We start from the raw sequence: 25240 nt of genomic DNA, 5'->3' as shown, positions 1-25240 counted from the left end.
TTCCTCAATATGGGCTGCAACTATTTTTTCTCGGAGATCCACTGAATATGCTTTCATGACAGTATTATCTTTATTATTACTAACTGTACCTCATAACTTCGGAAACTGCTGTAATTGACGGTAATATTCTGATTGTCTAATTTTTGCCATTAATTGTTGGAATAGATTACTAATTACTTGTTGACAAGATGCTATTAAAATATCTTCCAACTGATTTGACAGGTAATAAAAAGCCTCTACTAAAATAGCTAATAAGGGTGCAGTTGCGTTTCTAGGATGACTTAAAGTCGCACGTCGGTAAGCTTCTGCAACGGAAAAGGTATTTAGTAATTCATCTAGACGACGAACCATGCGTGATTGTAATTGTCGAAAATCTGTTTCAAATTCTTGACAATTATTGTTAATAATTTTGTTGACTTGATCATGAATATGTTGATTAAATTCTTTGCCAATTTGTTGGAGTTGCTGATTTAATTTTTGCAACTCATATTCTTTCATACTTTCGATTTCTCGCGGTTGACTATCTAAATCAATTTGCACACTTTGATAGTGGTTCTTGAGTTTGATACAAATATCTTCTAAATCATCTGCGAGGTTTTTAAATAATTGTGGACGTTTTTCTTCTGTGAGATAGCGAGTAATTGATCTGCGAAATTCTTCAATTCCACTATCTTGAATGAGTTGGTTAATTAATGGTGTTCCCTGTTCGCTTAAAATTCTCACATAGTTGCTATTAGAAGTTTCATAACCATGGAGAGAAATTCTAAATTGACTGGGAGAAAGTTTACCTGAAGCAACGCAGTAGCGATTAAATTCATTGACAAATTGTGGTGTTTCTTCTTTCCCGTCTAAACCTTTAACACTTTCTGCAAAAATCGAATCTAATCCAAATCTATCCTGTGTGCTTGTTTTTTTGAGTTGACTTCCGTAAAATCCTAACAAACCACTGGTTTTATAAACTCTGTTACTATCTCGAAATTGACTATTAATTAGATCTTCTAATCTTTGTCTGAGTTGATTATTGTACCAAGTTTCATCAATGCGGTTAAAGATATAAAAAACTCTGTCTCTTATCCCTGCATTTTCCCGCATTGTTTCTAATAATTCGGTTTCTTCTTTGGTCATGTCTCCCGCTGACGCAGGTTTGAGAACACAAACTACTGCTGAGGTTTCTGAATCTTGAATTTTTCTATAAGTTAATACTGCATCTTTTTCGACTGGTGCATCAATTCCTGGTGTGTCAATAATGACGTTACCATCTTCTAAAAGAGGATGATAACAATAGTATTCAATCCGTTTTAAAACCGCGCTATTACTACCTCTGCGTGCATATCCTGCGGCTTCTTTGAGGTTGGTAAAATTAAATTGTTCCATTGAAAAGGTTGCATTATTAAAGCTGTTAATTCTTTCTTTGTTTGCAACATATCCTGCTAATAGTAAAATCAATGCTTTTGCTTGTTTTGCACGTTCTGATTTACTTTCTCCACCTTCTTGTTGAATAATTGCTGTACAATCTTGATGTAATAAATCAATTACATCTTGTTTATTGATATTTTCTACGGTATTAAATCCCAATTGTTGACATAAAAACACCGCTTGTTCTTGAATTTCTGCTGCACTCAAAAAGGTTAAAACAACTCTTTCTGAATCTGCTGGTGCATATTCAATTTTACATTCTGTGCCTGTTGCGTGTCCTTCTGCACTATATAATAATTCTCTCTCTAATAGTGCATTAATCAACATTGATTTACCCGCACTAAAAGCACCAGCAAAGACAATTTCAAACTTGGGAGAAATGGCTTTATCTAAGGAAATTTGCACTGGTGTAATGTCTTGAGAACGTAAAGCTGTTTCTTGGTGTAAAAGTTGGAGAATAGATTCAACTTGTGCTTGTAATTGCTGACATTGAGGGATTAGACTTGACATAGAAAGTAGTAAACAAGGTTTATCAGCATTGTAATACTACTTATCACAGTTTAGCTACATTATCCCCAATGCACCACGAGTTACACCTAATTGGTTTTGTAGCTTCAATTCTCTCCAGAGTTGGGAACCAATGATTTCTCCTTGCAGTAATTTTTGATAACTTTGTATTGTTTTTTGTACTTGTTCTGGTGTTTCGTTGACAAATTCAATGCGGAAGTGCTGTAAACCCAATTCTATCAACCGTTGTACATATTCTGCTCCAGTCTGCGCTGTGCTATTATATACTGTATTTCTACATCCTGCGTCTGCTTTGAGAATGTGTTCACTACCCACCCTGTCCCTAATTGTAACTGCTTGTGTTTCGCAAGGTCTACCGCAATTGGTGTAATCTGTGCCTGTAGATAAAAAGGCACAAAATACGCAATGTTCCATGTGAAACATGGGGATATGTTGATGTATTGTGACTTCAAAGTTTGACGCTGGATAATTGGTAATTAAATGTTGAAGTTGGTTAATATTTAGGTCGTAAGATGCTGTTAATCTTTCTAAATTAAAGCGGTTTTTAAAGTAATCTGCGGTTAAGGGATTAGCAATATTTAGAGAGAAATCACCAATACATCTTTCTGTGGTAAAGTATTCTAATTGATCATAATTTCTGATTAAATAACCATCAGCTTGAGAAGCGTGAACTTGTTTTAAAATCCAGGTTTCTCCGGGTTTGGTTATGCGAGGTGGTGTAACGAAAATGCTGATTTCTGCTTGAGATTCTCGCACCATTTTTACTGCTGCTTTATAGTTGCGTGGATCTTCAAATTCACAATATATGGTTTTGATATTTGCTGTTAATACTGCTTGTAATTGTGCGATATTTCTGACTAAAACAATCAAAGAAGGAGACGCGGAGACATCTGTAGATTTAGAAATAGTAGACTTAGAAATAATTAAATCTTGCCATTTTGCGTGATGATTTAATTGCCAAAGTTTGGGTTTACTTCTCAATTCTTCTAATTTACTGACTATTTCCCGACGCATTCGGTTTAATTCACTCACGGGTAACATAATATTACCGTTGAGATGATTTATAAAAGTATCTAAATGAAAAGGTGTGTTTCCTAACCTTCCAAATTGTTCTTTTAATCTTTCTTTAGAGAGAGGTTTTGTATGTGCTTCGACTATGAATATTGCTGATTCTACCTGAACAATATTACTCAATTCATCACGACATATAGCTATTAATTTTTCTCCAATTTCTCCATATACTTCTATATTTATAGGTCTGGTAAATTGGGGATTTTCTCCGGTATAACTTTGACGAATTTGTTTATCTAATTCTGGATCGTTGGTTTTCCAAACTTTATCACCTATATGGATACTATGGAAATTTAAATCATTTTTGCCAAAGGTTAATATTGTATCTTGACCATTTTTAATAACTGCATATATTCTTCCCCCTTCTTCTTTCCTTTCTGGGTGTCCACAATCAAAAACAATCCCATCTCCCGGTTTAACGGGTGCTGCTAATTTGACTGTTATTTCTGCATTTCTAATCCGAGTCACTTCTCCTAAATAAACACCCCGTTTTTTACCAAATCTTCCATGTACTAATTCTTGATTATTAATTCCCTCAAACCAACCTGTATATAGTCCGCGAGAAAATGCCATTTCTAAATCATATTGGTCTTTTTCTCTATGAGAAAATGTCTCTATGTGAGTTTTGATAATTTGATTTAAGGCTTGACGATAAACGCGAGTTACATTAGCAACATATTCTGGTGCTTTTAAACGTCCTTCAATTTTTAAAGAAGTAATTCCAGATTTGACTAATTCTGGTAAAACTTCCAAACCTGCTAAATCTTGAGGACTTAATAAATATTTGCGATTACCTAAATTCACAACTTCCCCATTAGTAATTAAATCATAAGGCATTCTGCAAGCTTGAGCGCATTCTCCTCGATTTGCGGAACGTCCTCCTAATGCTTCGCTGGTTAAACATTGTCCAGAATATGCGACGCACAAAGCACCGTGAACGAAAACCTCTAAGGGTAAGGCAGTATTTTTTGATAATATTTGTGCTTGAATTTTATTAATTTCTAAAATTGAACATTCCCGCGCTAAAACTACTAGTTGACAACCCAAAGATTTAGCGAATTGTACCCCCGCTGCACTAGTTATAGTCATCTGGGTTGAAGCGTGTATGGGAAAGTCCGGGGAAAGATGACGAATTAGCCGACAAATACCCACGTCCTGAACGATGACAGCATCCACACCAGCAGAAATGATAGTTTTGAGGTATTGCTGTGCTTCTGTTAGTTCCTGGGGAAAAATCAGGGTATTCAGAGTGATATAGCCTTTGACTCCCCGCAGGTGCAGAAATTCCATTAATTCCGGTAAATCTGCTGCTGTGAAATTTTCAGCCCGCATTCTGGCGTTAAATTTTTCTAAACCAAAATAAATCGCATCTGCACCATTTTCTACGGCTGCTTTCGCGCATTCCCAGTTACCAGCGGGTGCTAGGAGTTCGGGGAGTTTAAGGGTAGGGGTGGTAGTGACTGTCATTTTAGTTACCTTAGGGTTGTATTGAGTTTATAGATTGTATCTAAATTGGGGGAAAGATGGTACATAATTAAATATTCACGACAAGAACTTAGTACCGCGCAGCATTCCCCCGGTTATTAGATTACCTACAATTTCCCTAAAAATATTATCCAATTTTAGATTTTGGATTTTAGATTTTGGATTTTAGATTTTGAATCTGCAATGGAAAATGGAATCAATGTAAAATTAAGCCACTACGGGAGGGAATAGTTAAACAAAGATGATCGCATTTCCATGATATATCTCCATTCCCAAATAAAACTTGATTGGGCTGATTTTGCAAGTTACTACAATCTATATTCACTGTTATAGATTCAGTTCCCACATTTACAGCAATAATTAATTCTTGATTTTCTAAGGTTCGTGCAAATATGTAAACTGTTGCTGCTGCGTAGAGTATCTGATAGTTACCAATTCGCAAAGCTGGGTAATTATTGCGGAGAGAAATTAATTGTTTGTGAGTATTGAAAATACTCTGATTCCAGTTAGATTCTGGCGGAAAAACACGACGACAATCAGGATCTTTCCCTCCGGGTAAACCTACTTCATCACCATAGTAAATACTGGGCGCACCAGGAAAGGTAAATAATAGCAAGCTGCATAATTCTACACTGGTTTGATCGCCATTAGCAATGGTAATTAATCTAGATGTATCATGACTACCAAGTAAGTTTAGTTGGGTTAGTTGAATTTCCCAGGGATAAAGTTCTAAAAGGGCTTGCATTTTAGTAGCATATTCAGCCGCATCTAGGGCAGGATAGGGGTAATAACTGTTATATTTAACTTCTTCTAAAACGATGCGATCGCCCACTACAAAGGCTAGGACAGCCTGATTAAATAAATAATTAAGGACCCCATCAAATTGTGTACCATCGAGCCATTCACGGGCATCTGACCAGACTTCACCCACAATATAACCATGGGGATTAATACCTTTAACTCGTTGACGAAATTCCTGCCAAAAACCGGGGGTTTTAATCTCATAGGGTACATCTAAACGCCAACCATCAATGCCAAATTCTAGCCAATATTCAGCAATTTTCATGATATATTCTTTAACGTCTGGATGATCATGATTAAAGGTTGGTAAGGAGCGAATACCAGCCCAAGAAACATAATTAGCTGGTAAATTACCATCATAGGGAGCAAGCGGCCAGTTTTCAATTTTAAACCAATTTACCCAAGGAGAATTAGAGCCATTTTCTAAAACATCATGGAAAAAGAAAAACCCGCGACTAGAATGATTAAAAACACCATCAAGGACAACTTTCATATTACGATCATGGGCGGCATCTAGCAACTCTCTTAAAGCTTGATTTCCTCCCAACATTGGATCAACCTGATAATAATCATGGGTATGATAACGATGATTACTCGCAGATTGAAAAATGGGCGTAAAGTAAATAGCATTAACCCCTAAATCTTGGATATAATCTAATGATTCTAAAACTCCCCATAAGTCCCCTCCTTTATAACCTTGAATTGTCGGTATAGTATCCCAAGCTTCTAAATTACTATTATTTAAAAAGCTGGAACGGGAACGCTGACTTCTTGCAAATCTATCGGGAAATATTTGATAAAAAACCGCGTGTTTAACCCAATCTGGTGTTTGAATTTGCATAAAATTATCCAAGATGATCCAAGATTATTCAAGATGAACGGCGAAAATAGCAAAAGTATGTTATGATTACCTACAATACCCTGTTTTAACGAGTTTACAGTAATTAGTTCTATAATGGTATACGTCAAGCGCGTTGAACTTACCAATTTCAAATCCTTCGGTGGTACGACTTCTGTACCCCTGCTACCAGGTTGTACTGTCATATCTGGTCCTAATGGTTCTGGAAAATCAAATATTCTTGACGCTTTACTGTTTTGTTTAGGCCTGGCTAGTTCTAAGGGTATGCGGGCGGAACGTTTACCGGATTTAGTTAATAACGCTCAAAAACATCAAGGACGTTCAGCACTGGAAGCTAGTGTAACTGTAACTTTTGATATTTCGGATGTCTCTCGCACAGAAGCACAGACGCGAGGGGAGGAAGGGGAGGAAGGGGAGGAAGGGGAGGAAGGGGAAGCAGAAGAAAATCCAAAATCCTCTGACTGGAGTGTTACCCGTCGGTTGCGGGTGTCTCAACAGGGTGGTTATACGTCTAATTATTATATTAATGGTGTAGCTTGTACTCTGACTGAGTTACATGAGGATTTGGAGAGATTGCGGATTTATCCTGAAGGTTATAATGTGGTTTTACAGGGTGATGTTACTAGTATTATCTCGATGAATGGGCGCGAACGTCGAGAAATTATTGATGAGTTGGCCGGGGTGGCAACTTATGATCGTAAGATTGTTCAAGCTAAGTCAACTTTGGATGAGGTGAAGGATCGGGAAGATAGTTGTCGTATTATTCAGAATGAATTGACTGTACAATGTGAGCGACTTTATCAAGATCAGGCTAAGGCTCAGAAGTATCAACAGCTACGGACGGAATTTCTGGAAAAGCAATCTTGGGAAGCGGTTCTATCTTGGCGTTCTCTGCAATTACAACAGGAAAAGCTGGTTTCACAGGTTGAAGAAGGCGATCGCAATTTCAGAGATTTTACTAATCAGTTAACAATAATTAATACCCAGATTGACGAGAAAAATACTGAATTAGAACAACGCAATCTCCGGGTTAAGGCTTTGGGTGAGGAGGAACTTTTAGCAGTTCAATCTCATCTTGCTACTCAAGAAGCGGAACGCAAACAACTCCAACGTCAGCACAAGGAGTTAGAAGCTCTTATTCAAGAATCTGGAAGGCGTTTAAATCAAACTTATCAGGAAATTCAACAATATCAACTCTCTTTAGAGGAAGCAATAGAAAAACATAATGTGGAAACGTTAAATACTGCGTCTCTACAAATAGAAAGAAATCATGCAGTAATAAATTTAGAAAATTCTCGTCAAGCTGCGGCGGAGGTTGCTAGTGCTTCGGAAGCTTGGGTACAACAACAAACGGAACTAAATCGGAATATAGAATCTTTACTACATATTCTTGAACCTCAACGCACGGAACAAGCTCAATTACAAGAACGCAATACTCAATTACAACTGCTGATTTCTGAACAATCTCAATTAATAGCCACTTTACAACCAGAATTAACTCAAAAACAAGTTGAATTTGCACAAGTCGAAACGGAATTTAATGCTGCTAGTTTACCTATTCAGAATTTAGCGGAAAATCTCACCGCCACAGAACAAGAGTTACAAATTCAACAAGATACTCAAAAGCGGCTTTTACAAGAACAACGGGAGAAACAACGTCAGTTAGATAAATTAGAAGCACAGACTCAAGCTCAACAAGAAATACAAGGAACACAAGCTAGTAAGGTAATTTTACAGTCAGAAATGCCCGGTTTGTGTGGTTTGGTGGTGCAGTTGGGGAAGGTTGAACCTAAGTATCAATTAGCATTGGAAACCGCTGCTGGTGGTCGGTTGGGATATATTGTTGTGGAAGATGATAATGTAGCCTCTGCGGGAATTGAACTCTTAAAACAAAAAAAGGCAGGAAGGGCGACTTTTTTACCTTTGAATAAAATTAAAGTCCCTAAATTTACTCAGGACGCAACTCTGCGTTTAGCTGATGGTTTCGTTAATTATGCGGTGAATTTGGTAGAATGCGATCGCCGTTATCTAGATGTTTTTACGTATGTTTTTGGTAATACGGTGATTTTTGCTAGTCTTGCTCAAGCACGAAAAAATATCGGACTCTATCGCATTGTCACTTTACAAGGGGAATTACTAGAAACAAGTGGAGCAATGACGGGAGGTAGTAGTAGCCAGCGCTCCTCCTTGCGGTTTGAAAAAGGTGAAACTGGGGAAGGGGAAGAGGTAGGAAACCTAAAAACTCGCTTAATGGATATTGATCGGATTTTAGAACGTTGTGGAGAAGCCATTAATACTTTAGCAACTTCCATGAAAGCCCTGAGTCAAGAATTAACGGAAGCACGTCAAGCAAAGAGAGAACAACAATTATATTTAGAACAATTAAATAAAGAGATTAAGAATTTAACAAGCCAATTAGAAAATACTCGCAGTCAACTTTCCCAAAATACGGAAAAATTCACATCTGCACAATCCCGTTTAGAAGTTTTAAATCGGGAATTACCAGCACAAGAAACTCAATTACAACAATTGAGACTGATATTAACTGATTTAGAATCTTCCCAAACTCCCAAAGAATGGCAACAAATTCAAAGTACCATGAAAATGCAAGAGCAGGAATTGCAACAACGGGAAACAGCACTAAGGGATGGACAACAACAGTTAAAAAACTTAGAAAATCAACAACAGCGGTTACAAGAAAAAATAGAAGAATCCCAAGCGCGAGTTATTCAATATCAACAGGAAGAAACAAGCAGCAAACAGCAAATAGCAACAGTCAATAACCAAATTGAAGAATTAAATCATTTAATTGCTGTCAATGAGAGTAATTTGCAGAAATTGGCAGAAAATTTAGGAGAAGAGAAGAAAAATCGGGATCTGACAGAAACAGAATTGCGATCGCTCTTATTGCGTCAACAGCAATTACAATGGGAAATAGAGAAACTGGCACAAACCCAGGAAAAACGCCGAGAAGAGTTAACAGCGCTACAAACCCAGTTACGAGACTTAGGTGCAGAATTACCCAGTCCCCTGCCAGAAATTCCTGGTAAAGTTAATTTAGAGGACTTACAAAAAGAATTACGGAGTTTAAGCAAACGGTTACAGGCCATGGAACCTGTAAATATGTTAGCCTTGGAAGAATACGATAAAGTCAAAGGTCGTCTCCAAGAACTTACCGAAAAATTAGAGACCCTAGAAGGGGAAAGAACAGAATTATTATTAAGAATTGAAAACTTTACCACCCTCCGTCAAAAAGCATTTAAAGAAGCCTTCGACGCGGTCAACGAAAACTTTCAATCAATTTTCGCCATTTTATCAGATGGGGACGGTTATTTGCAACTAGATAATCCTGAAGATCCCTTTAACAGTAGCTTAAACCTAGTCGCACACCCCAAAGGTAAACCCGTCCAACGTCTTGCTTCCATGTCTGGGGGGGAAAAGTCCTTAACTGCATTGAGTTTTATATTTTCCCTCCAGCGTTATCGTCCCTCCCCATTTTACGCCTTTGATGAGGTGGATATGTTTTTAGATGGGTCAAATGTGGAAAGATTAGCGAGAATGATTAAACAACAGGCTCAACAAGCACAGTTTATAGTCGTGAGTTTGCGCCGGCCGATGATAGAATCAGCACAGCGGACAATTGGGGTAACTCAAGCTAGAGGCGCTTATACTCAGGTTTTGGGTATTAAACTACAATCATCTAATTAAGTGATAGGTAAGAGATAAATAAGAGTAAAACGAATAGAGTAGTATGTAATCGCGTATTCATAAATAAAATAATATACATAATTACTATTTACTTTTTAGACATCTACTAGTAAAATAAATATGAGACAGTAAAATTTGTAAAAATCATTAATTTTTGCCTAATATGAGATTAGATGCCATTTTTATCCGGTTCTACAAGTCTTTCAATGTGGATAGACATCGGCAATACTTAGTTAGCGACGACAAGTCAAATAAATCAAAAAAGGCTAAAAAAGAGATACAAAAAGAACCTTGGGAAATTATTAAAACAGACGAAGGGGATCTGTGGTTTCCCTTCATTAAAGTCCCTATTGAGCCTCAAATTACTGCTGTTGTTGGTGCTAATGAATCAGGGAAATCTCACCTCCTGACTGCTATCGAAAATGCAATTAGTGGAAAGTATACTGGACCTGATTATAAAGAGCGTACACTTTCATCACGAGATTTCTGCCGTTACTCTGACAGATTTCTTATCACTGCTGATAAATCCCGTATTCCAGATTTTGTTACTGAATGGTCTGATGTTTCTCCAGATGAATGCCAACAAATTCAACAATTCTCTGAAATTCCAAAGACTAAAGAGTTCGATAGATTTTTTCTATTTAGAAAAAATGTTAATGAACTGATCATTTATCTGCCAGATACACAAGACACACAATATCCAGTAAAACCTAGTTTATTAGATAAGTTTCAAAAGATATTGCCAGGTACTAGAAGACTAAAAAATGATATAGCTCTTCCAGATAGTGTACCAATTCAAAAAATAGTTGAAATTATTACTGGCAAGCCCAAAGGTACTCGATATGAATACTTGTCTGATGGACAACGATACAAAATTCGATCTTTGCTAGATCAATTTATTGAAAATTCGGGTCTTTTAATAAAACCACCTCGTACAAATATCAGTTCATCTGACTCTGAAGACAAGAAAGCCGAACAACTCATTAAAGGTCTTCTCAAAGAACTTGAAGATCCTTATGAATTACAAGAAGATAATAGAAAAAATCAGGAAGATAGTGTAGACCTGGCCTATAAAATGATATGTACCATTGCAAAAATTAGTCCTGAAGTAATTGTAGAACTAGCAGATGCAATGGCTGAGAATGATATAGGTTATACGCAAGCCTTAATAGATAAAATAAACCGTCAACTGGCAGCAAATTTAAACTTCCCAAAATATTGGCTACAGGATAGTAAATTTCAAATTATTGTCTCAGCGAAAGACCATAATTTAGAGTTTAGTATTGTTGATAGAACAGGAACAAGATACTCTTTTGAAGAGCGAAGTTCTGGACTGAAATATTTTCTCAGTTATTTTATTCAACACCGGGCTTACTCATCGCCTGATAAAACCTCGGAAATTTTGCTCATGGATGAGCCAGATACTTACTTGTCAAATCAAGCTCAACAGGATCTACTAAAAATTTTTGAAGAAGTTGCTAACCCAAAAGATGGTACGACTGGTTCTCAGGTAGTATATGTTACTCACTCTCCTTTCTTAATTGATAAAAATCACTCAGAACGTATCCGTGTTTTGAAAAAAGGAACTGGATATGAAGGAACACAAGTAGTTAAGAGTGCTGCTAATAACCGTTATGAACCACTTCGTTCTTCATTAGGATCATTCGTTGCTGAAACTGTGTACATTGGTCAGTGCAATATTATAGTTGAGGGACCTGTTGATCAAGTTTTATTAGCAGGTGCAGCAACTCATTTACTTAAAGAAGGTGCATCAAAGCGAGAAACATTGAATTTAAATGAAATAACAATTGTTCCCGCCGGAGGAACAGGGAATGTTCCTTATATGACCTATTTAGCCCGCAGTCGTGATACTGAACAGGCGGCAGTAGTTGTTCTTGTAGACAGTGACTCAGATGGAAATAAGGCCAGGCAAGAGCTAACAGAAAAACAATATGGTTTACAGCATACTCCCTTGCTTAAGTCTGAATATGTTATTCAAGTGGGAGACTTGAGAACAGAAGGAGTAAAGTTTCCTGAGAAACTACAAGATCCTCAAGTGGAGGATCTTATTCCCTTGAGAATTAGCTACTTAGCAGCTTGCAAATATGGTGAAAACATTTGTGGTATGACTAAACGTGATATACAAGACATTAAGGAAGAAGCTATTCAAGCTAAACTTAATGCAGGTATAACAATGTTCAAAGCTGTTGATTTGTGTGTTGAATCAGCGTCCAAAGATAAACCAAAGTTACAGAAGCTTCCTTTTGCTAGGACTGTCATTGAAATAGTGGAAGAACTTCGGAAAACAAGAAGTTCTGAGGGAAACAATTCAAATAACACAGATTTAGAGGCACTCAACGAATTTGATAAAAACTTTAAAATTCTGTTCCGTAAACTTGATGAGCGGATATTAAAGGCAGAGACTGAAAGAACAAGAGAAAAAGCTTCAGAAAAGGTTAGAGGTCTAGAGGAAAGCTTTTTTAATAATTATCCAACTGGAGTTAATAAAGATGATGCTCTGGGTTTCTTAAACAAGTTAGAATACATTATAACATATGATACAAGCTTTGATGCTGAGGAAATCAAAAAAGGGATTGAAGGTATCCGAACAAACTACCAACTTGAGATAAATTCGACAGAAAGGATCGATAGATTTGAGAACTTTAAGAGAGACGTTAAAGGTCTGAGTTATCAAGGTCTGGCAAAAAGTCAAAAAATTGCTGAGGAAGGGTAAAAATGTGAATAAGATTAAAAACATTCATTAATAAGTGCGATCGCCGATCTCGTAGGGTGCGTTAATGAAATGTAACGCACCTTATTTATTACTGGCACAAAAGCGATTTTCTCGGAGTAACTTCTCAAGAGAAAGTCAAAATCATATCAGTGCGTAAGCGTTGCGCGACTTAGGAATCGCTCATAGGTTGGATTGATAAAGTGCGATAGGGAACAGTGATGTTATAATTTTCAGAGCAAGCTGTTAAGGATAAGAGACGATGAAAAATCGCATCTTTACAGTTATTTTGTACAAAGAAGATGATGTTTACATTGCTGAATGTCCAGAAGTTGGCACAGTAGATCAAGGGGAAACGATCGAGCAGGCGATCGCTGGTTTGAAAGAAGCCACACGGCTTTACCTAGAGGAATTTTCCTTACCAGAAACATCTCCGAGATTTGTTACCAGTATTGAGGTTAGTTATGCCTAAGCTGCCACTAATCTCAAGTAAAGAGGCAATTCGAGCGCTTGAACGCTTAGGCTTCGAGCAAGTTCGTCAAACAGGCAGTCATGTTGTGATCAAGAAAGAAACCTAAGATGGTGAAATTGGTTGTGTCGTCCCTGTGCATCGGGAATTGAAGGTTGGTACATTAAGTGGAATTCTAAAACAAGCGCAAGTCACAGTCGAAGACTTTATTGACAGTTTATTATGTCTAACAAATCGCTGCATCCGACCTGAAACTTTACTTACAGCAAGTAGCTTTGAGTGAAGTACACTTTGTGCGGGCAAGATGCCCGCACCACAAGAGTTTTATTATTAAGATCTGTACTTCATAATATCGGGAACTGCTGTAATATTCAAGCTACTTGAAGCAGGTGAGTTCAGTTGTAGGTTGATTGACTAAAGTGCGTAAGCGTTGCGCGACCTAGGAATCGCTTGTAGTTTGGATTGATAAAGTGCGTAAGCGTTGCGCGACCTAGGAATCGCTTGTAGTTTGGATGGATAAAGTGCGATTTTCTCAACCAGTTTCTACTAATAAATAATGATCATTTTTTTCATCTAACACCACTTCTACCTTCACCTGTTAATCATTACCAAAAAAATCAGCATATTCTTGAATAACATTTTTAATAATCTGATGATATTGATTAGTTAAAGAATCCATTTAAGTTTAAGATTGCAATAAACGAGTAAATCCTTCTTGCTCAAAATGTTTATCAGTAGTCAACGCTTCCCTAATTCCTTTCTTCCGCATCAACACAAAACTGATAGCATCACACAAAGAATATGTTTTATCTTGTCGAACTAACAATAAATCCATTGCTTCCCGATGTAAAATTTCATCAACCCAAACCATCTCTACATTTGGATTTTCCATTAATTCCAACGAATACATTAACACCGTTGAACGAGGAAAACGTCGAACTAATGACAAAGCTATCAACTCAGCGAGAACATAGTTATGTGTGATAAAACGACCGTTATAATTAGAAATTAATTCAACTGCTGTTCTGTGTTGAGCTTCATCTTGATGGAGAAAACAGAGCAACCCTGATGTATCAAGTAACACAATTATACCCTATAAATTATTATCATAAGCCTTAGCCAGATCAGCATCAATGCCTTCATTATCTATACCTGTAGCGTAACCCAAACTAATTACACCAGCATAGCCAAGTAAACGCTGACGTGCTTCCTCAACATCAGATTGAGGACTAACTAACAAGCTATACTGACGATTTAGAGAAGTTGCAACTAATTCGGCTACTGAAATTCCCACAGCACTGGCTTGTTGCTGCAAAACTTTATAAACGTCATCATTGAGTTCCAAGGTTAATACTTTACTCACGATTTTTAAGCTACCTTAAATAACGTTCTAGTAATTATAGCTTTTTTCTCCTTGAGAAATCAGAAAAATAACGCATAATTAACCATTAACCATTGTAGATTAGATTAACTAAGTGCGATCGCTGAACTGACAAGTCAGCGCTTGCGCGATTCCTAGGTCGCGCAACGCTTACGCTCAACTGTGCCGTTTGGATCATAATATTGCTACTCGACAATCTTGTAGGGTGCGTTAATGAAATGTAACGCACCTTATTTATTACTGGCACAAAAGCGATTTTTTCGGAGTAACTTCTCAAGAGAAAGTCAAAATCATGCCAGTGCGATCGCGCTTCGCTATCGCTTAACGACTTAAATCGCCAATATAAGACCCAATTTGTTTAAGTCCCTGCAAAACTTGGATAGGTTCTGCTGTATTTTCAAGCAAGCGATAAGTATGAGATCGCGTATATTGAGGGATATTTTGATGGCGGTCGCATTTCAAAAACAATACTTCTCTGCCATTTGTCACCATTCCATAGCAACTTGACTGCAAATTAGGAGCGCTCAACAAGTAAGTGAGTGCTTGAGGAATTCCTGCGGTAACGTCTAGCTTTGCAGGTTTTGATTCGATTACCAAAATCCAAAAACTATCTTGGATTACCAAAATATCAATTTTGCTTTGAACCACCATAGCATTAGCTTCGTCGGCAACTTCGATATTGGTACTTACTTCTGCTTTTACCAAAAAAGGAGATTGATAGAAACCAGCCAAATCTAGCAATGGCGATACTACAACCAGCTTAACAATTTCTTCGAGTGGCGCTTCCTCTTGACTGAGATAGGTATAGTTGCGAGTCAAGCGATCTAGTCCTTGTAGTTCTGCTTCGGTTAGAGTCGCTGCATTATTTAACCATTCATCAAAAAAGCGATCGCTAGAATTGAGTCTTAAGCCAAAGGTTTGACGGAGATTGCTCAGGGTAGGGCTATTAGCATTTGTAATCACGGTTTAATTCCTCTTTATATTTTCTCCAATTGGGCATAAATTTATCCATTAAGGCCTGAAATTCAGACCCGTGACTCCGTTCTAAAAGATGGGTAATTTCATGAACTATCACATATTCTAAACATTGTTGGTCTTTTTTAGCCAATTCCAGATTTAACCAAATGCGTTTATCTTGAATATTGCAAGTACCCCATTTTGTTCTCATCATTTTTATTCCCCAGTCATTGATATTCACACCAATATTTTTTTCCCATTTAGTAATTAACGGGGGAATTTGTGCTTTTAATTGTTGACGATACCAAGAATTGAGAACTTTTTGACGTTGTTCTGTACTACTTCCGGGTTTTACATACAAATTCAGATATTGATCATTGCTAATTTCCACTTGAGGGGAATTTTCATAAATTACATTTAATATATAGATTTTACCTTGAAAATAATGACTTTCTCCTGATAAATATTCTATTGTTTTCGGAGTTGGTTTTGATTGTAATTTACTTTGATTTTTTTTAATCCAAGCTAATTTGGAAATTGCAAATAAGCGCACAGATTCATCATTAATATGTAAAGGTGTGGCAATTCTGACACGACCGTCTGGAGGATAAACGGCTAAATGCAGGTTTTTAATATCTTTTCTAACCACATCTATAATTATTTCACTGACGGTTATTTGATAGGTTTCCATATTCATGTTTATGATTTTTATTATGGTTTTAATTACCCATTAATTTAAGTAGGTTGGCGTTAAAAATTGTCGTTATGACAAGGGAACTCTTAACTCTTAACTCTTAACTGGGAAGAGGTTTTGGGCAACTTTACTTTTCGTTACTTACAGCAAGTAGCTTTGAGTGAGGTACACTTTGTGCGGGCAAGATGCCCGCACCACAAGAGTTTTATTATTAATATCTGTACTTCATAATATCGGGAACTGCTGTATGTCGGTTTTTTCCGTTCACTTACTTAATTTAATTAATTTAATACTCATTTTGATTTTTGATTATTTCCATCATCTCATCTATCTGTTCTGGTAAAGGTAAATATTTCTTAATGGCATTTTTGATCATTCTTTCCTTGACTTTATTTCCTCTCCAACCATCTTGTTTAGTTTGACGAATTACCCTATCTATTGTTAACGCTAATTGTTCATCTTGATCTAGATTATCATATAATGCGATTTTTGCAGAGGTATTCAATGAGGGCGGATAAGTTGATGATTTACTCGGTTGGTGAATTTCTTGAGCTAAGATGATAATTTTCTGTAAATAATTTTCATATTCTGCTGTTGCGGTTTTACGGTTGTCAATTAGTTCTTGGAGTAAAATTGACATTTTATCAAAATACTTGGGGTTGGTGGGTTGTTGTTCAACAATTAATTTCCGCAGGTTGTTTTCTATGGTTTCCGCTACTGCGGTTTGATTGTTTCTAATTCCTGGGGGTAAACTATCAACTGCATTGACTCCATGATTAACTATTAATTCTACTAAAGTTAGATTTTCAAAGTTTGCTAAAATTTGACTTGCTTCTGCACCAATATAACTATCTATCAACTGCCGCATATCATTTTGATAGGCTTTAAAATCAATATAATCTCCACTGGCTAATTTTATCTCTTGACTAACTTGTTGATAATGTTTAACCTCTTTTTTAATCTCATAAATTTCCCGCTCTGTATATCCTGCTGCTGCCATTTCATTGGCTATATTGGCATAGTTTCTAACTAAAGAATTGACACTTTTATATAATAGTAGTCTTTGCGGTTCGGTGTTCTTTAAATCCTCTGGGTTTTCCGTATTACCACAAAAATAACGGGTATAGTCTGCTGTATGATAAGGGGGTTTTACGGCTTCACAGAGGGCTTTAAGGGCTTGTCTAGCGGTGTCTAGGTCATTTTTGCCCTTTTCTAATCTGTTACTTAATAACCCAGCTATATCAGCGATGTCATAATCTGCAAAAGCGGCGGAAGTGTAATCTTGAACGGATTTTTCTAAACTTGCAAATAGGTCTTTATAATCTATAATATAACCATATTCTTTGTCTTCACTATCTAAACGATTAACCCGACAAACTGCTTGAAATAAACCATGGTCTCGCATCTTTTTATCTATATAAAGATAAGTAGCGGGAGGTGCATCAAAACCAGTTAATAGTTTATCCACTACTATTAATAATTGCATCTGCGCGGGTGAATTAACAAAGTTGTTTTTTACGTCTTGTTCAAATTTATCTGCTTTTTGTCCATTGAGCATTTTTTGATAGATTTCATATTGATGTATTTTATCGGTTTTTCCCTCGCCTGTGGTTTCACCTTTGATACTTTTGATGGTAGGATCATAAGATGTAATGATCGCACATTGACTAAATCCTGCACTTTGGAATAATTCATAATATTTACAAGCTTCGTAAATACTACCAGCTACAAGTATGGCGTTACCTTTACCATTTTGTAATCGTTCTTTGGTGCTAAAATCTGAGATGATATCTTTAACTATCATTTCTAAGCGAGATTTGGAACTGAGGATTTTTTGCATTGTTCCCCAGCGTTTTTTCAGTTCGGCTTTTGCTGTTTCTGTTAACCCGCTGGTTTTGTCTGCAAACCATTGATCTATTTTCCTCTGGGAGGTGATATACTGCTCAACATTCCGGGCTTCATAACGTAAGTCTAAAACGACTTTATCCCCCACTGCTTCGTTAAATTTGTAAGTGTGAATATATTTACCAAAAACTTCTAAACTGCTTTGTTTGTCTTGTTTTAATAAGGGTGTACCTGTAAAACCAATAAAAAGAGCATTTGGTAATATATCTTTCATGGCTTTATGTAGCTTACCCGCTTGGGTGCGATGACATTCATCTACAAATACATAAAACTGTCCATAAGGTTGGAATTTTTTCGGTAAATTACGTTTTAGTTCTTTTATATAGTCTTCATATTCTTGGGTTTCGGTATTATTTTGCTTTTTCCCGAATTTATGAATTAATGAACAAATTAATGAGGGTGTGGTATTTTGCAGTTGGGTAATTAAGTCCTGTCCGCTTTTGGTTCGATAGATGTTTTCATTGACACCTAAAAAAACGCCTTCGATTTGGTTGTCCAGTTCTTCCCGGTCAGTGATAATTAAAATGCGGGCTTTTGGGTCAAATTCTCGAATCCATTTGGTTAACCACACCATAGTTAAGCTTTTTCCACTACCTTGAGTGTGCCAAATTATCCCACCTTGTTGGCGCTTTATGTGGTCTTGGGCGGCTTTAATGCCTAAGTATTGATGGGAGCGACAGAGTTTTTTAATACCACTGTCAAAGAGGATAAAGTTATAAATAATGTCGAGAAAGCGATGTTTTTCGCACAGTTGTAACAGGTGTTTGTCTAAAAGGTTTGTAATCTGGTGATAACTGTCCTCTTTCCAAGTTAAATAATATTTTTCTGATGTTTTAGTTGTTCCATAACGCAGCCCTTGGCTATCGTTACCTGCTGCAACTAATTGAACTGTATTAAAAAAAGACTTAATAAATATTGATTCTTGACTATCTAGGTTTTGACGGATACCTTTAGAAACGCTGACGGTACTGCTTTTGAGTTCCAGAACCGCTAAAGCAATGCCATTAATGTATAAAACTATATCTGGTCGTTTATCATTTTCCCCTTTAATGCTGACCTCTTCAGCGATATAAAAGTTATTTTTTAAGGGTTCTTGCCAATTTATTAAGTAAACGCTTTGAGTTTTTTCACCTGCTTCCGGGTTAACTTTTATACCATAGCGTAATAAGCCATAAATTTCTTTATTAACGTCATAAAGGTTTTTAGCTGTATCCTGATTAAGTTTATTTAGTTCATCAAGAGCTTGATTGATAATAGTATGATTATATTTTTGGGTATCGCGTAAAAATATGGTGAGTAAGTCGCTTTCAACGTTGCTATTATTGTCGCGTTTGTGCCAATTTCCTAAATATGTATAATCTAGTTGTTGTTGGAATAGTTGCACTACACGGTTTTGGGTTGCGCGTTCCGATTGTCCTACTTCACTCATTTTTTAACCCTTTTAGTGACAATTACGGTTTGATAGGATTTAATTATTTTAATATGTTTCACCCCAACGCGCAAATAAACAAAGATTTGTAAGTTGGGTTGAAGCATGAAACCCAACATGAGCAGATATGTTTCACCCCAAAGCGCAAATAAACAAAGATTTGTAGGTTGGGTTGAATAATTTTTGCAATCATCTGGGATATTGGGATATAGTGATATTTTGGTTTTGAGGGTTGGAAACGGAATTACTTGCTCCTGAAAATTAGAAGTGAATGCGTGAGGACAAATTGATGCAAATTACTCTAAACCTACCTGATAACCTCAGTAAAACTGAAACTTTTAACCAGAGTGAATGGCTCCGGGAAATAGCCATTGCCCTATTCCAGCAGCAGCGGATTTCCCTCAGCCGTGCCAGCAAAATTGCCGGAATAGACATAATGAACTTTCAAAAGCTGCTGGCAGACCGGAATATTTGCGTCCATTATGATGTGGAAGACCTGGAGCAGGATGTTCAACACCTGCGGAGTCGGGGCTGGCTATGATTGTCGTCAGTGATACTTCTGCTCTCTCAAATCTTGCCCTTAGCGTATTTTAGTTCTTTCTCAAGAATCTTAAGAGGATGACTAGAGACAGTCTGACTAAATAAGATTATATGCCACTGCACAATTTTACCGTTATACCAAGGCGATCGCACCATTAATATGTTATAAATAGATTTGTCGGTTGGGTTGAAGCATGAAACCCAACATGAGCAGATATGTTTCACCCCAAAGCGCAAATAAACAAAGATTTGTAAGTTGGGTTTCACTTCGTTTTACCTAACCTACAACCTGATTTTTCATTAAATTTTATGGCATGATACAGCAGTTACCGCTATTATGAAGTATAGATATTAATAATAAAACTCTTGTGGTGCGGGCATCTTGCCCGCATAATATTTACCTCACTCAAAGCTACTTGCTGTATCATCTAATTTAAGTTTTAAATCTGCAAATAGAGGAGAAAAAATACTATCTCCTAAACGATATTTTTCTTGTTCATATACTCCATTAATTAATTGACAAATTGTTAACGTCGGTTGTTTGGGGTTGCCAATAAATTGCATTCCACCTAATGCCCAAAAGTCTATTATCCAATATTCTGGTATTTCTAAAAAGGCATATTCTTCTATTTTTCTAGCATAATCATCTTGCCAATTTGTGCTGACAACTTCCGCAACTAATTTAATAGTATTACCATAACAAATTATTGGCTCTTTTTGCCAAAGTGGTTCTTGATTAAGTTTGATTTTATCTAAAACTATCACATCTGGACGCAGTGCTGTAGCTGACGCAGCAGGGGGTTTAATTAAGCAGGTTTTGGGAATTAACCAGTTTAATTTATTATCAATAATCTCGGTGTAAATTCTGCCGGCAATATTTCCCGCAACTTCTTCATGGGGTCCTGTGGGTTCGATGTCTCTGAGTTCTCCGTCAATTAGTTCATAGCGGGTATTGTCCCCATATTCAATTAAAAATTGCTCAAAGGTGAGGGTTTTTACTGGGGTATAGGTCATAGGTTTATATTGTTTCTGATGTTGGTTTTATGTTCACGAATTTTTAAGCTCTATTCAATATAGGACTTACGCAAGATTCATGGAATAACGAACCACAGAGGCACAGAGGTCACGGAGAAATGAGGATTTGAGAGATATTTTGCGTAAGTCCTGTCAATATTACCAATTTTATAGGGTCTTGGTTTCCCGTCAAGTCGCAAAGGAAGATCCTATAATTATCAATTATCAATTATTCTCGTTTTTCCTGTTAACAATTCTTGCATCATTCCCTGTTTTATGGTTTTATATTTGTCGCGTTTTTTTTCTAATGCTTCTATTTCTTTGTCTATGTCTGTTAGTATTTCAGCTATGGCTTTTTGTTCTTCTAAACTTTTTGGAACTGGAAAATTAAAGCCAATGAAATCTTTTTGATATAAATGCGCTATTGTAGATCCTGCTTGAAGTTTTCTTAAAAAATTAGAAAAATAAGAGGAATATAAAACATAATAAAAATAAAGTGGTAAATATATATCGCTTTTAGGTCTAATCACAAAAACCCCACTATTTAAAGTTGCTGGAATTGGTAAAATATCAATATATGCAATTTTGCCAATTGTTCCATCCTTAGTAATTAAAACATCTTCCCTTTTTAATTGGATATTTTTGTCTTGAGAATAGCGTTTTTCATCTACATAAAAACAAGTTTCCCATTTTATTCTTCCATCAAAAAAGTCAGTTCCAGTTATAAGAAAATAATCTCCATTTTTTAAATATTCTGCTGTTGTTAATCCTTGCCATCCAATTCTTGCTTTTAATATTGATGTATCAAAAATATTTATATTTACCCACTTACCGCTAAAACCAGGTAAACGCTTCTTACCCGTGAGGAGTTCCTGCATTGTCCCCTGTTTAAGGTTACGCTTTTTCGTGATCAGTTGATCTATGGCTGTAATTAGGTTATCTACATCACTCAGTGCGTGAGCGATCGCTTTTTGTTCAGCAAGCGGAGGAAGGGGAATTGATATTGAGTAAAAATCATTATGATTTAAATCAGGAATTGTACTTATACCTGCTTTTGTAAGTATTATTTTTTGAACTTTATTGGAACTTAGATATTCAATTAAATATTTTCTATCAAGTAGGCTTCTGTCAAAATTAACTTTAAAAAAATTGTTGTGAAAAATGCCACTTACACCAGATATAACAATTCCAGTATTACCTGTTCTTGTCATTAAAATATCTTCTTCAGAACAACAAACTGACGAAGAATAATCTTTTATAAATTCAATATCCTTTGAGCCATTTAAATATTGAATTGTAATATACTTTTTAGAATTTGGGGTAGGGTACTTTATTCGTTTCTCTATCGCAATTTGTAATCCCTGATTTACTTTACATATTTCTCGAAACTTCTTAACTTCCCAATCATCAGGAATAACCCCCACCTCAGTAACCTTATAACCATCCTTAATATTAATTTCCATTACCAAACCATCCCCATATTTTGCAAATCTGTACGTCGTTTTAAACCTTTGTAGAGACGTTCCATGGAACGTCTCTACCTTTACAAAAGATAACTATCACCAAACCATTCCCATATTTTGCAAATGTCCCTCAACCTTCTGAGTCAAAATCTCCACCTCAGAACTCAACACAGATAAAGGCAGATCATAACGTTCCCCTAACTCCTTAATCCTTTGCGTCAACCGTTGAGAAATCCGATCCATTTCCCTAACTATACCCTGTTTTAATGTCTTCATCCATTTATCATTAACCACCAGAATTTTCACCTCCTCCTCTGTTAAATGTTGATATTTTTTAAGCACCTGATTATGTAAAGATAGAGTCAGATCCTTAATTTTCTTACTCATTTCTGCCTCCGCTTCAATCAATTTCAAATAACTTTTTAACACCTTTAACTCATCTGCATCTGCAAAAAGCGGATTTTTCTGAATTTCCTTCATTCTCACATTAATACTAGTCTTAGTAACTTTCCCACTATCATTAGTCACTTCTGCTAATAAACCCTCTTCTCCACCATATTCTTCTTGCATTTCTTCCTGTTGTCGGACTAGATCATCTTTCTGTATTTCCCACTGGGCAATTTTCCCCTGTTCTGTGAGAAAATAGCGGTTAATCATCAATTCTTCGGGAATCAATTCACAGACATAATCTGTAATAGTCCCCTTTTTATTGGTAATTTCCGTTAATTCCGCTTTCCAACCATCTTCAACTAAAATATAAACATCATCCTTCATTGTTTCTAACCAATAGGTCATCAAATGCTGATAAACATCATACTTATCAATCAGGTTTTTATCTGCAAATGCTGTTAACAAATCTTCCGATAAGGTGTAAATAATTTCCTTGGGTTTATCCCCTGGTTGAATAGCTGTTAATAACGGGGTGTGTTTATTTTCCCAAGTTTGAAAAACCTTGTCAATTTCTTGACTATATTGGATAAATTCAGGATGATTAAAAATACAGGTTTTGACCTCGGAAACCGCAATTTTTAGCTGTACATATCCTGCTCTATTTGTTGCTGCAAATAAATCTTGTTGTAGAGTTGGGTAAACTTGCCAATAATCTTGTAATGCTGCAATATCGCGCTGAGGTATGCCCCCTAATAAATGGGCTGCAATATCTTGAATATCTTCTTCTTCTTGAGAGTCAATATAACGGGGAATATTCAAATTATAATCATTGGCTGCAATTTCTGTAAAAAGCACCATCCGCGAGTATTTGGGAACTTCTAACTGTTTATTGAAAACATCTACTATTTTATGGATATCCTGTTCTCGCAGTCGGTTTTTATTGCCATCTTTAATATAAGCTTTACTTGCATCTATCATCAAAATACTTTGCCGATTTTCGGCGTTTTCTTTATCTATGACAATAATACAGGCCGGTATCCCCGTCCCATAAAATAAATTAGCAGGTAAGCCAATTATCCCTTTAATTATCCGTTTTTGCAGCAGATTTTTTCTAATATCTGCCTCCGCATTCCCCCGAAATAACACCCCGTGGGGTAAAATTATCGCTCCTTTACCATGAGGTTTTAAAGAAGCAACTAAATGTAATAAAAAGGCATAATCACCATTTTTAACTGGTGGAATTCCATAACCCTCAAATCGGTTAAATTCATCTTTGTCTAATTTAATGCCATTACTCCAAGCTTTCACAGAAAAAGGAGGATTTGCAACTGCAAAATCAAAGGTTTTTAACCCACCTTGATCATCTTTAAAATAGGGAGTTGATAAGGTATTATCTTGATAAATTTCCGCACTAGGATGCCCATGTAGAATCATATTCATCCGCGCTAATGCGTAGGTTGCGTTATCTATTTCTTGCCCGTAGATGCTGATATTTACATCGGTTTCATCTGCTGCTTTTAATAATAATGAACCACTACCACAGGTAGGATCATAAATACTTTGTTCTTGACTGGTTGCGGTGTTAATTCCTATGACTTTAGCAATGACGCGGGAAACTTCCCCAGGGGTGTAAAATTGTCCTTTGCTTTTACCTGACTGGGTGGCAAAGTTCCGCATTAAATACTCATAGGCATCACCTAATATATCATCTCCATCAGCGCGGTTTTTACTAAAGTTTAAAGCAGGGGTTTCAAAAATAGCTACCAGGTTAGACAGCCTATCTTGCATTTCCTTCCCTTTCCCCAATTTATCCCCATCATTAAAATCCGCATCATTAAAGATGTTACCTAAGTCATTAGCTGTGGCTAGATTCTGGATGATTTCATTGATTTTCGCCCCTATATCTGGTTTTCCTTTTAAATTGACAATATCCTGAAAACTCCCACCTTCAGGGACTTCTAAGGTGGCATCTTCTACACCTGCATAGCGATCGGAAATGTACTTAACAAATAATAAAACTAATACATAATTTTTATACTGAGAAGCATCCATACCTCCCCGCAATTCGTCGCAACTTTTCCATAAAGAACTGTAAAGTTCACTTTTCTTAATTGCCATTTTGTGTAGTAGCCTCAGAACCCTGATTTTTTCAATTCAATTATTTTCATTAATGTCTTAACTTATCATAAAAGTCCGGGATCTTATGATCATCCTTCCTTATCTGCGTTTATCTGCGTTTATTTGCGTTCAATTATTGATCACAATTTTTCCCTCCTGTTGTTAAGGAGAGGGTTAGGGTGGGGTCAAAACTGGTTTGGTGATCTCTATTTTGGCATTTTGGCGATACTTTGTTAACAACTGTCTATTTTGAGATAGGACAAATGGGGAAAGATTAGCTA

The 25240-nt window shown here is 36.4% G+C and carries 15 protein-coding genes and 1 pseudogene; 5 read left to right on the top strand and 11 right to left on the bottom strand.

The window, feature by feature from the left end; translation table 11 throughout:
• Positions 1–111: 111 nt before the first annotated feature.
• The 3 genes and pseudogenes from H6F62_RS11615 to H6F62_RS11605 form a co-directional block, all read right to left on the bottom strand.
• Positions 112–1926, bottom strand: a pseudogene (locus H6F62_RS11615) (dynamin-like GTPase family protein); the annotation flags it as partial.
• Between the two features lie 54 nt (positions 1927–1980).
• A complete protein-coding gene (locus H6F62_RS11610; RefSeq protein WP_190372122.1) occupies positions 1981–4482 on the bottom strand; it encodes a U32 family peptidase in 2502 nt (833 codons plus the stop codon).
• A 214-nt stretch (positions 4483–4696) separates the two neighbouring features.
• Positions 4697–6142, bottom strand: a complete 1446-nt coding sequence (locus tag H6F62_RS11605) for a glycoside hydrolase family 13 protein (RefSeq protein ID WP_190372121.1) — start codon at positions 6140–6142, stop codon at positions 4697–4699.
• A gap of 114 nt (positions 6143–6256) precedes the next feature.
• Here H6F62_RS11605 and smc point away from each other — a divergent pair, with 114 nt between their 5' ends.
• From smc to H6F62_RS21205, 4 genes are all read left to right on the top strand, one after another.
• Positions 6257–9868 (top strand): chromosome segregation protein SMC, encoded by a 3612-nt coding sequence (smc, locus tag H6F62_RS11600; RefSeq protein ID WP_190372120.1) that lies wholly within the window; start codon positions 6257–6259, stop codon positions 9866–9868.
• A 208-nt stretch (positions 9869–10076) separates the two neighbouring features.
• The gene (locus tag H6F62_RS11595; protein ID WP_190372119.1) at positions 10077–12602 is read left to right on the top strand and encodes an AAA family ATPase; all 2526 of its coding nucleotides are present in this window, start codon (positions 10077–10079) and stop codon (positions 12600–12602) included.
• Between the two features lie 259 nt (positions 12603–12861).
• The gene (locus H6F62_RS11590) at positions 12862–13071 is read left to right on the top strand and encodes a type II toxin-antitoxin system HicB family antitoxin (RefSeq protein ID WP_137907243.1); all 210 of its coding nucleotides are present in this window, start codon (positions 12862–12864) and stop codon (positions 13069–13071) included.
• Positions 13064–13177: a type II toxin-antitoxin system HicA family toxin gene (locus H6F62_RS21205; protein ID WP_277878592.1), complete on the top strand. Its 114-nt coding sequence runs from the start codon at positions 13064–13066 to the stop codon at positions 13175–13177. The genes H6F62_RS11590 and H6F62_RS21205 overlap by 8 nt, the downstream gene beginning before the upstream one ends.
• Before the next feature lie 576 nt (positions 13178–13753).
• Here H6F62_RS21205 and H6F62_RS11580 read toward each other — a convergent pair.
• The 5 genes from H6F62_RS11580 to H6F62_RS11560 all read right to left on the bottom strand — a co-directional run bounded on the left by H6F62_RS11580 (position 13754) and on the right by H6F62_RS11560 (position 19434).
• Positions 13754–14152 (bottom strand): PIN domain-containing protein, encoded by a 399-nt coding sequence (locus tag H6F62_RS11580; RefSeq protein WP_347238708.1) that lies wholly within the window; start codon positions 14150–14152, stop codon positions 13754–13756.
• Positions 14153–14161: 9 nt separating this feature from the next.
• On the bottom strand, positions 14162–14431 hold the full coding sequence (locus H6F62_RS11575; protein ID WP_190372118.1) for a hypothetical protein: 270 nt from the start codon (positions 14429–14431) through the stop codon (positions 14162–14164).
• A 339-nt stretch (positions 14432–14770) separates the two neighbouring features.
• A complete protein-coding gene (locus tag H6F62_RS11570; RefSeq protein WP_190372117.1) occupies positions 14771–15412 on the bottom strand; it encodes a type I restriction enzyme HsdR N-terminal domain-containing protein in 642 nt (213 codons plus the stop codon).
• A complete protein-coding gene (locus tag H6F62_RS11565) occupies positions 15396–16103 on the bottom strand; it encodes a SprT family zinc-dependent metalloprotease (protein WP_190372116.1) in 708 nt (235 codons plus the stop codon). Before H6F62_RS11565 ends, H6F62_RS11570 begins: the two co-directional genes overlap by 17 nt.
• Positions 16104–16386: 283 nt before the next feature.
• Positions 16387–19434, bottom strand: coding sequence for an HsdR family type I site-specific deoxyribonuclease (locus H6F62_RS11560; protein WP_190372115.1), 3048 nt, complete (start codon positions 19432–19434; stop codon positions 16387–16389).
• Positions 19435–19723: 289 nt separating this feature from the next.
• Here H6F62_RS11560 and H6F62_RS11555 point away from each other — a divergent pair, with 289 nt between their 5' ends.
• Positions 19724–19975, top strand: a complete 252-nt coding sequence (locus tag H6F62_RS11555) for a UPF0175 family protein (protein ID WP_137907239.1) — start codon at positions 19724–19726, stop codon at positions 19973–19975.
• A gap of 401 nt (positions 19976–20376) precedes the next feature.
• Here the strand turns inward: H6F62_RS11555 and H6F62_RS11550 are convergent, their stop codons facing one another.
• From H6F62_RS11550 to H6F62_RS11540, 3 genes are all read right to left on the bottom strand, one after another.
• Positions 20377–20988, bottom strand: a complete 612-nt coding sequence (locus H6F62_RS11550) for a Uma2 family endonuclease (protein WP_190372113.1) — start codon at positions 20986–20988, stop codon at positions 20377–20379.
• Between the two features lie 218 nt (positions 20989–21206).
• Positions 21207–22451, bottom strand: coding sequence for a restriction endonuclease subunit S (locus H6F62_RS11545; RefSeq protein ID WP_190372112.1), 1245 nt, complete (start codon positions 22449–22451; stop codon positions 21207–21209).
• Positions 22452–22547: 96 nt separating this feature from the next.
• On the bottom strand, positions 22548–24959 hold the full coding sequence (locus H6F62_RS11540; protein WP_190372111.1) for a type I restriction-modification system subunit M: 2412 nt from the start codon (positions 24957–24959) through the stop codon (positions 22548–22550).
• Positions 24960–25240 lie beyond the last annotated feature (281 nt).

The sequence above is a fragment of the Anabaena sp. FACHB-1391 genome (assembly GCF_014696755.1).
Classification (GTDB): domain Bacteria; phylum Cyanobacteriota; class Cyanobacteriia; order Cyanobacteriales; family Nostocaceae; genus Dolichospermum; species Dolichospermum planctonicum.
The sequence above is the reverse complement of the archived record's forward strand: the minus strand, read 5'-3'. Positions and strand labels throughout refer to the sequence as shown.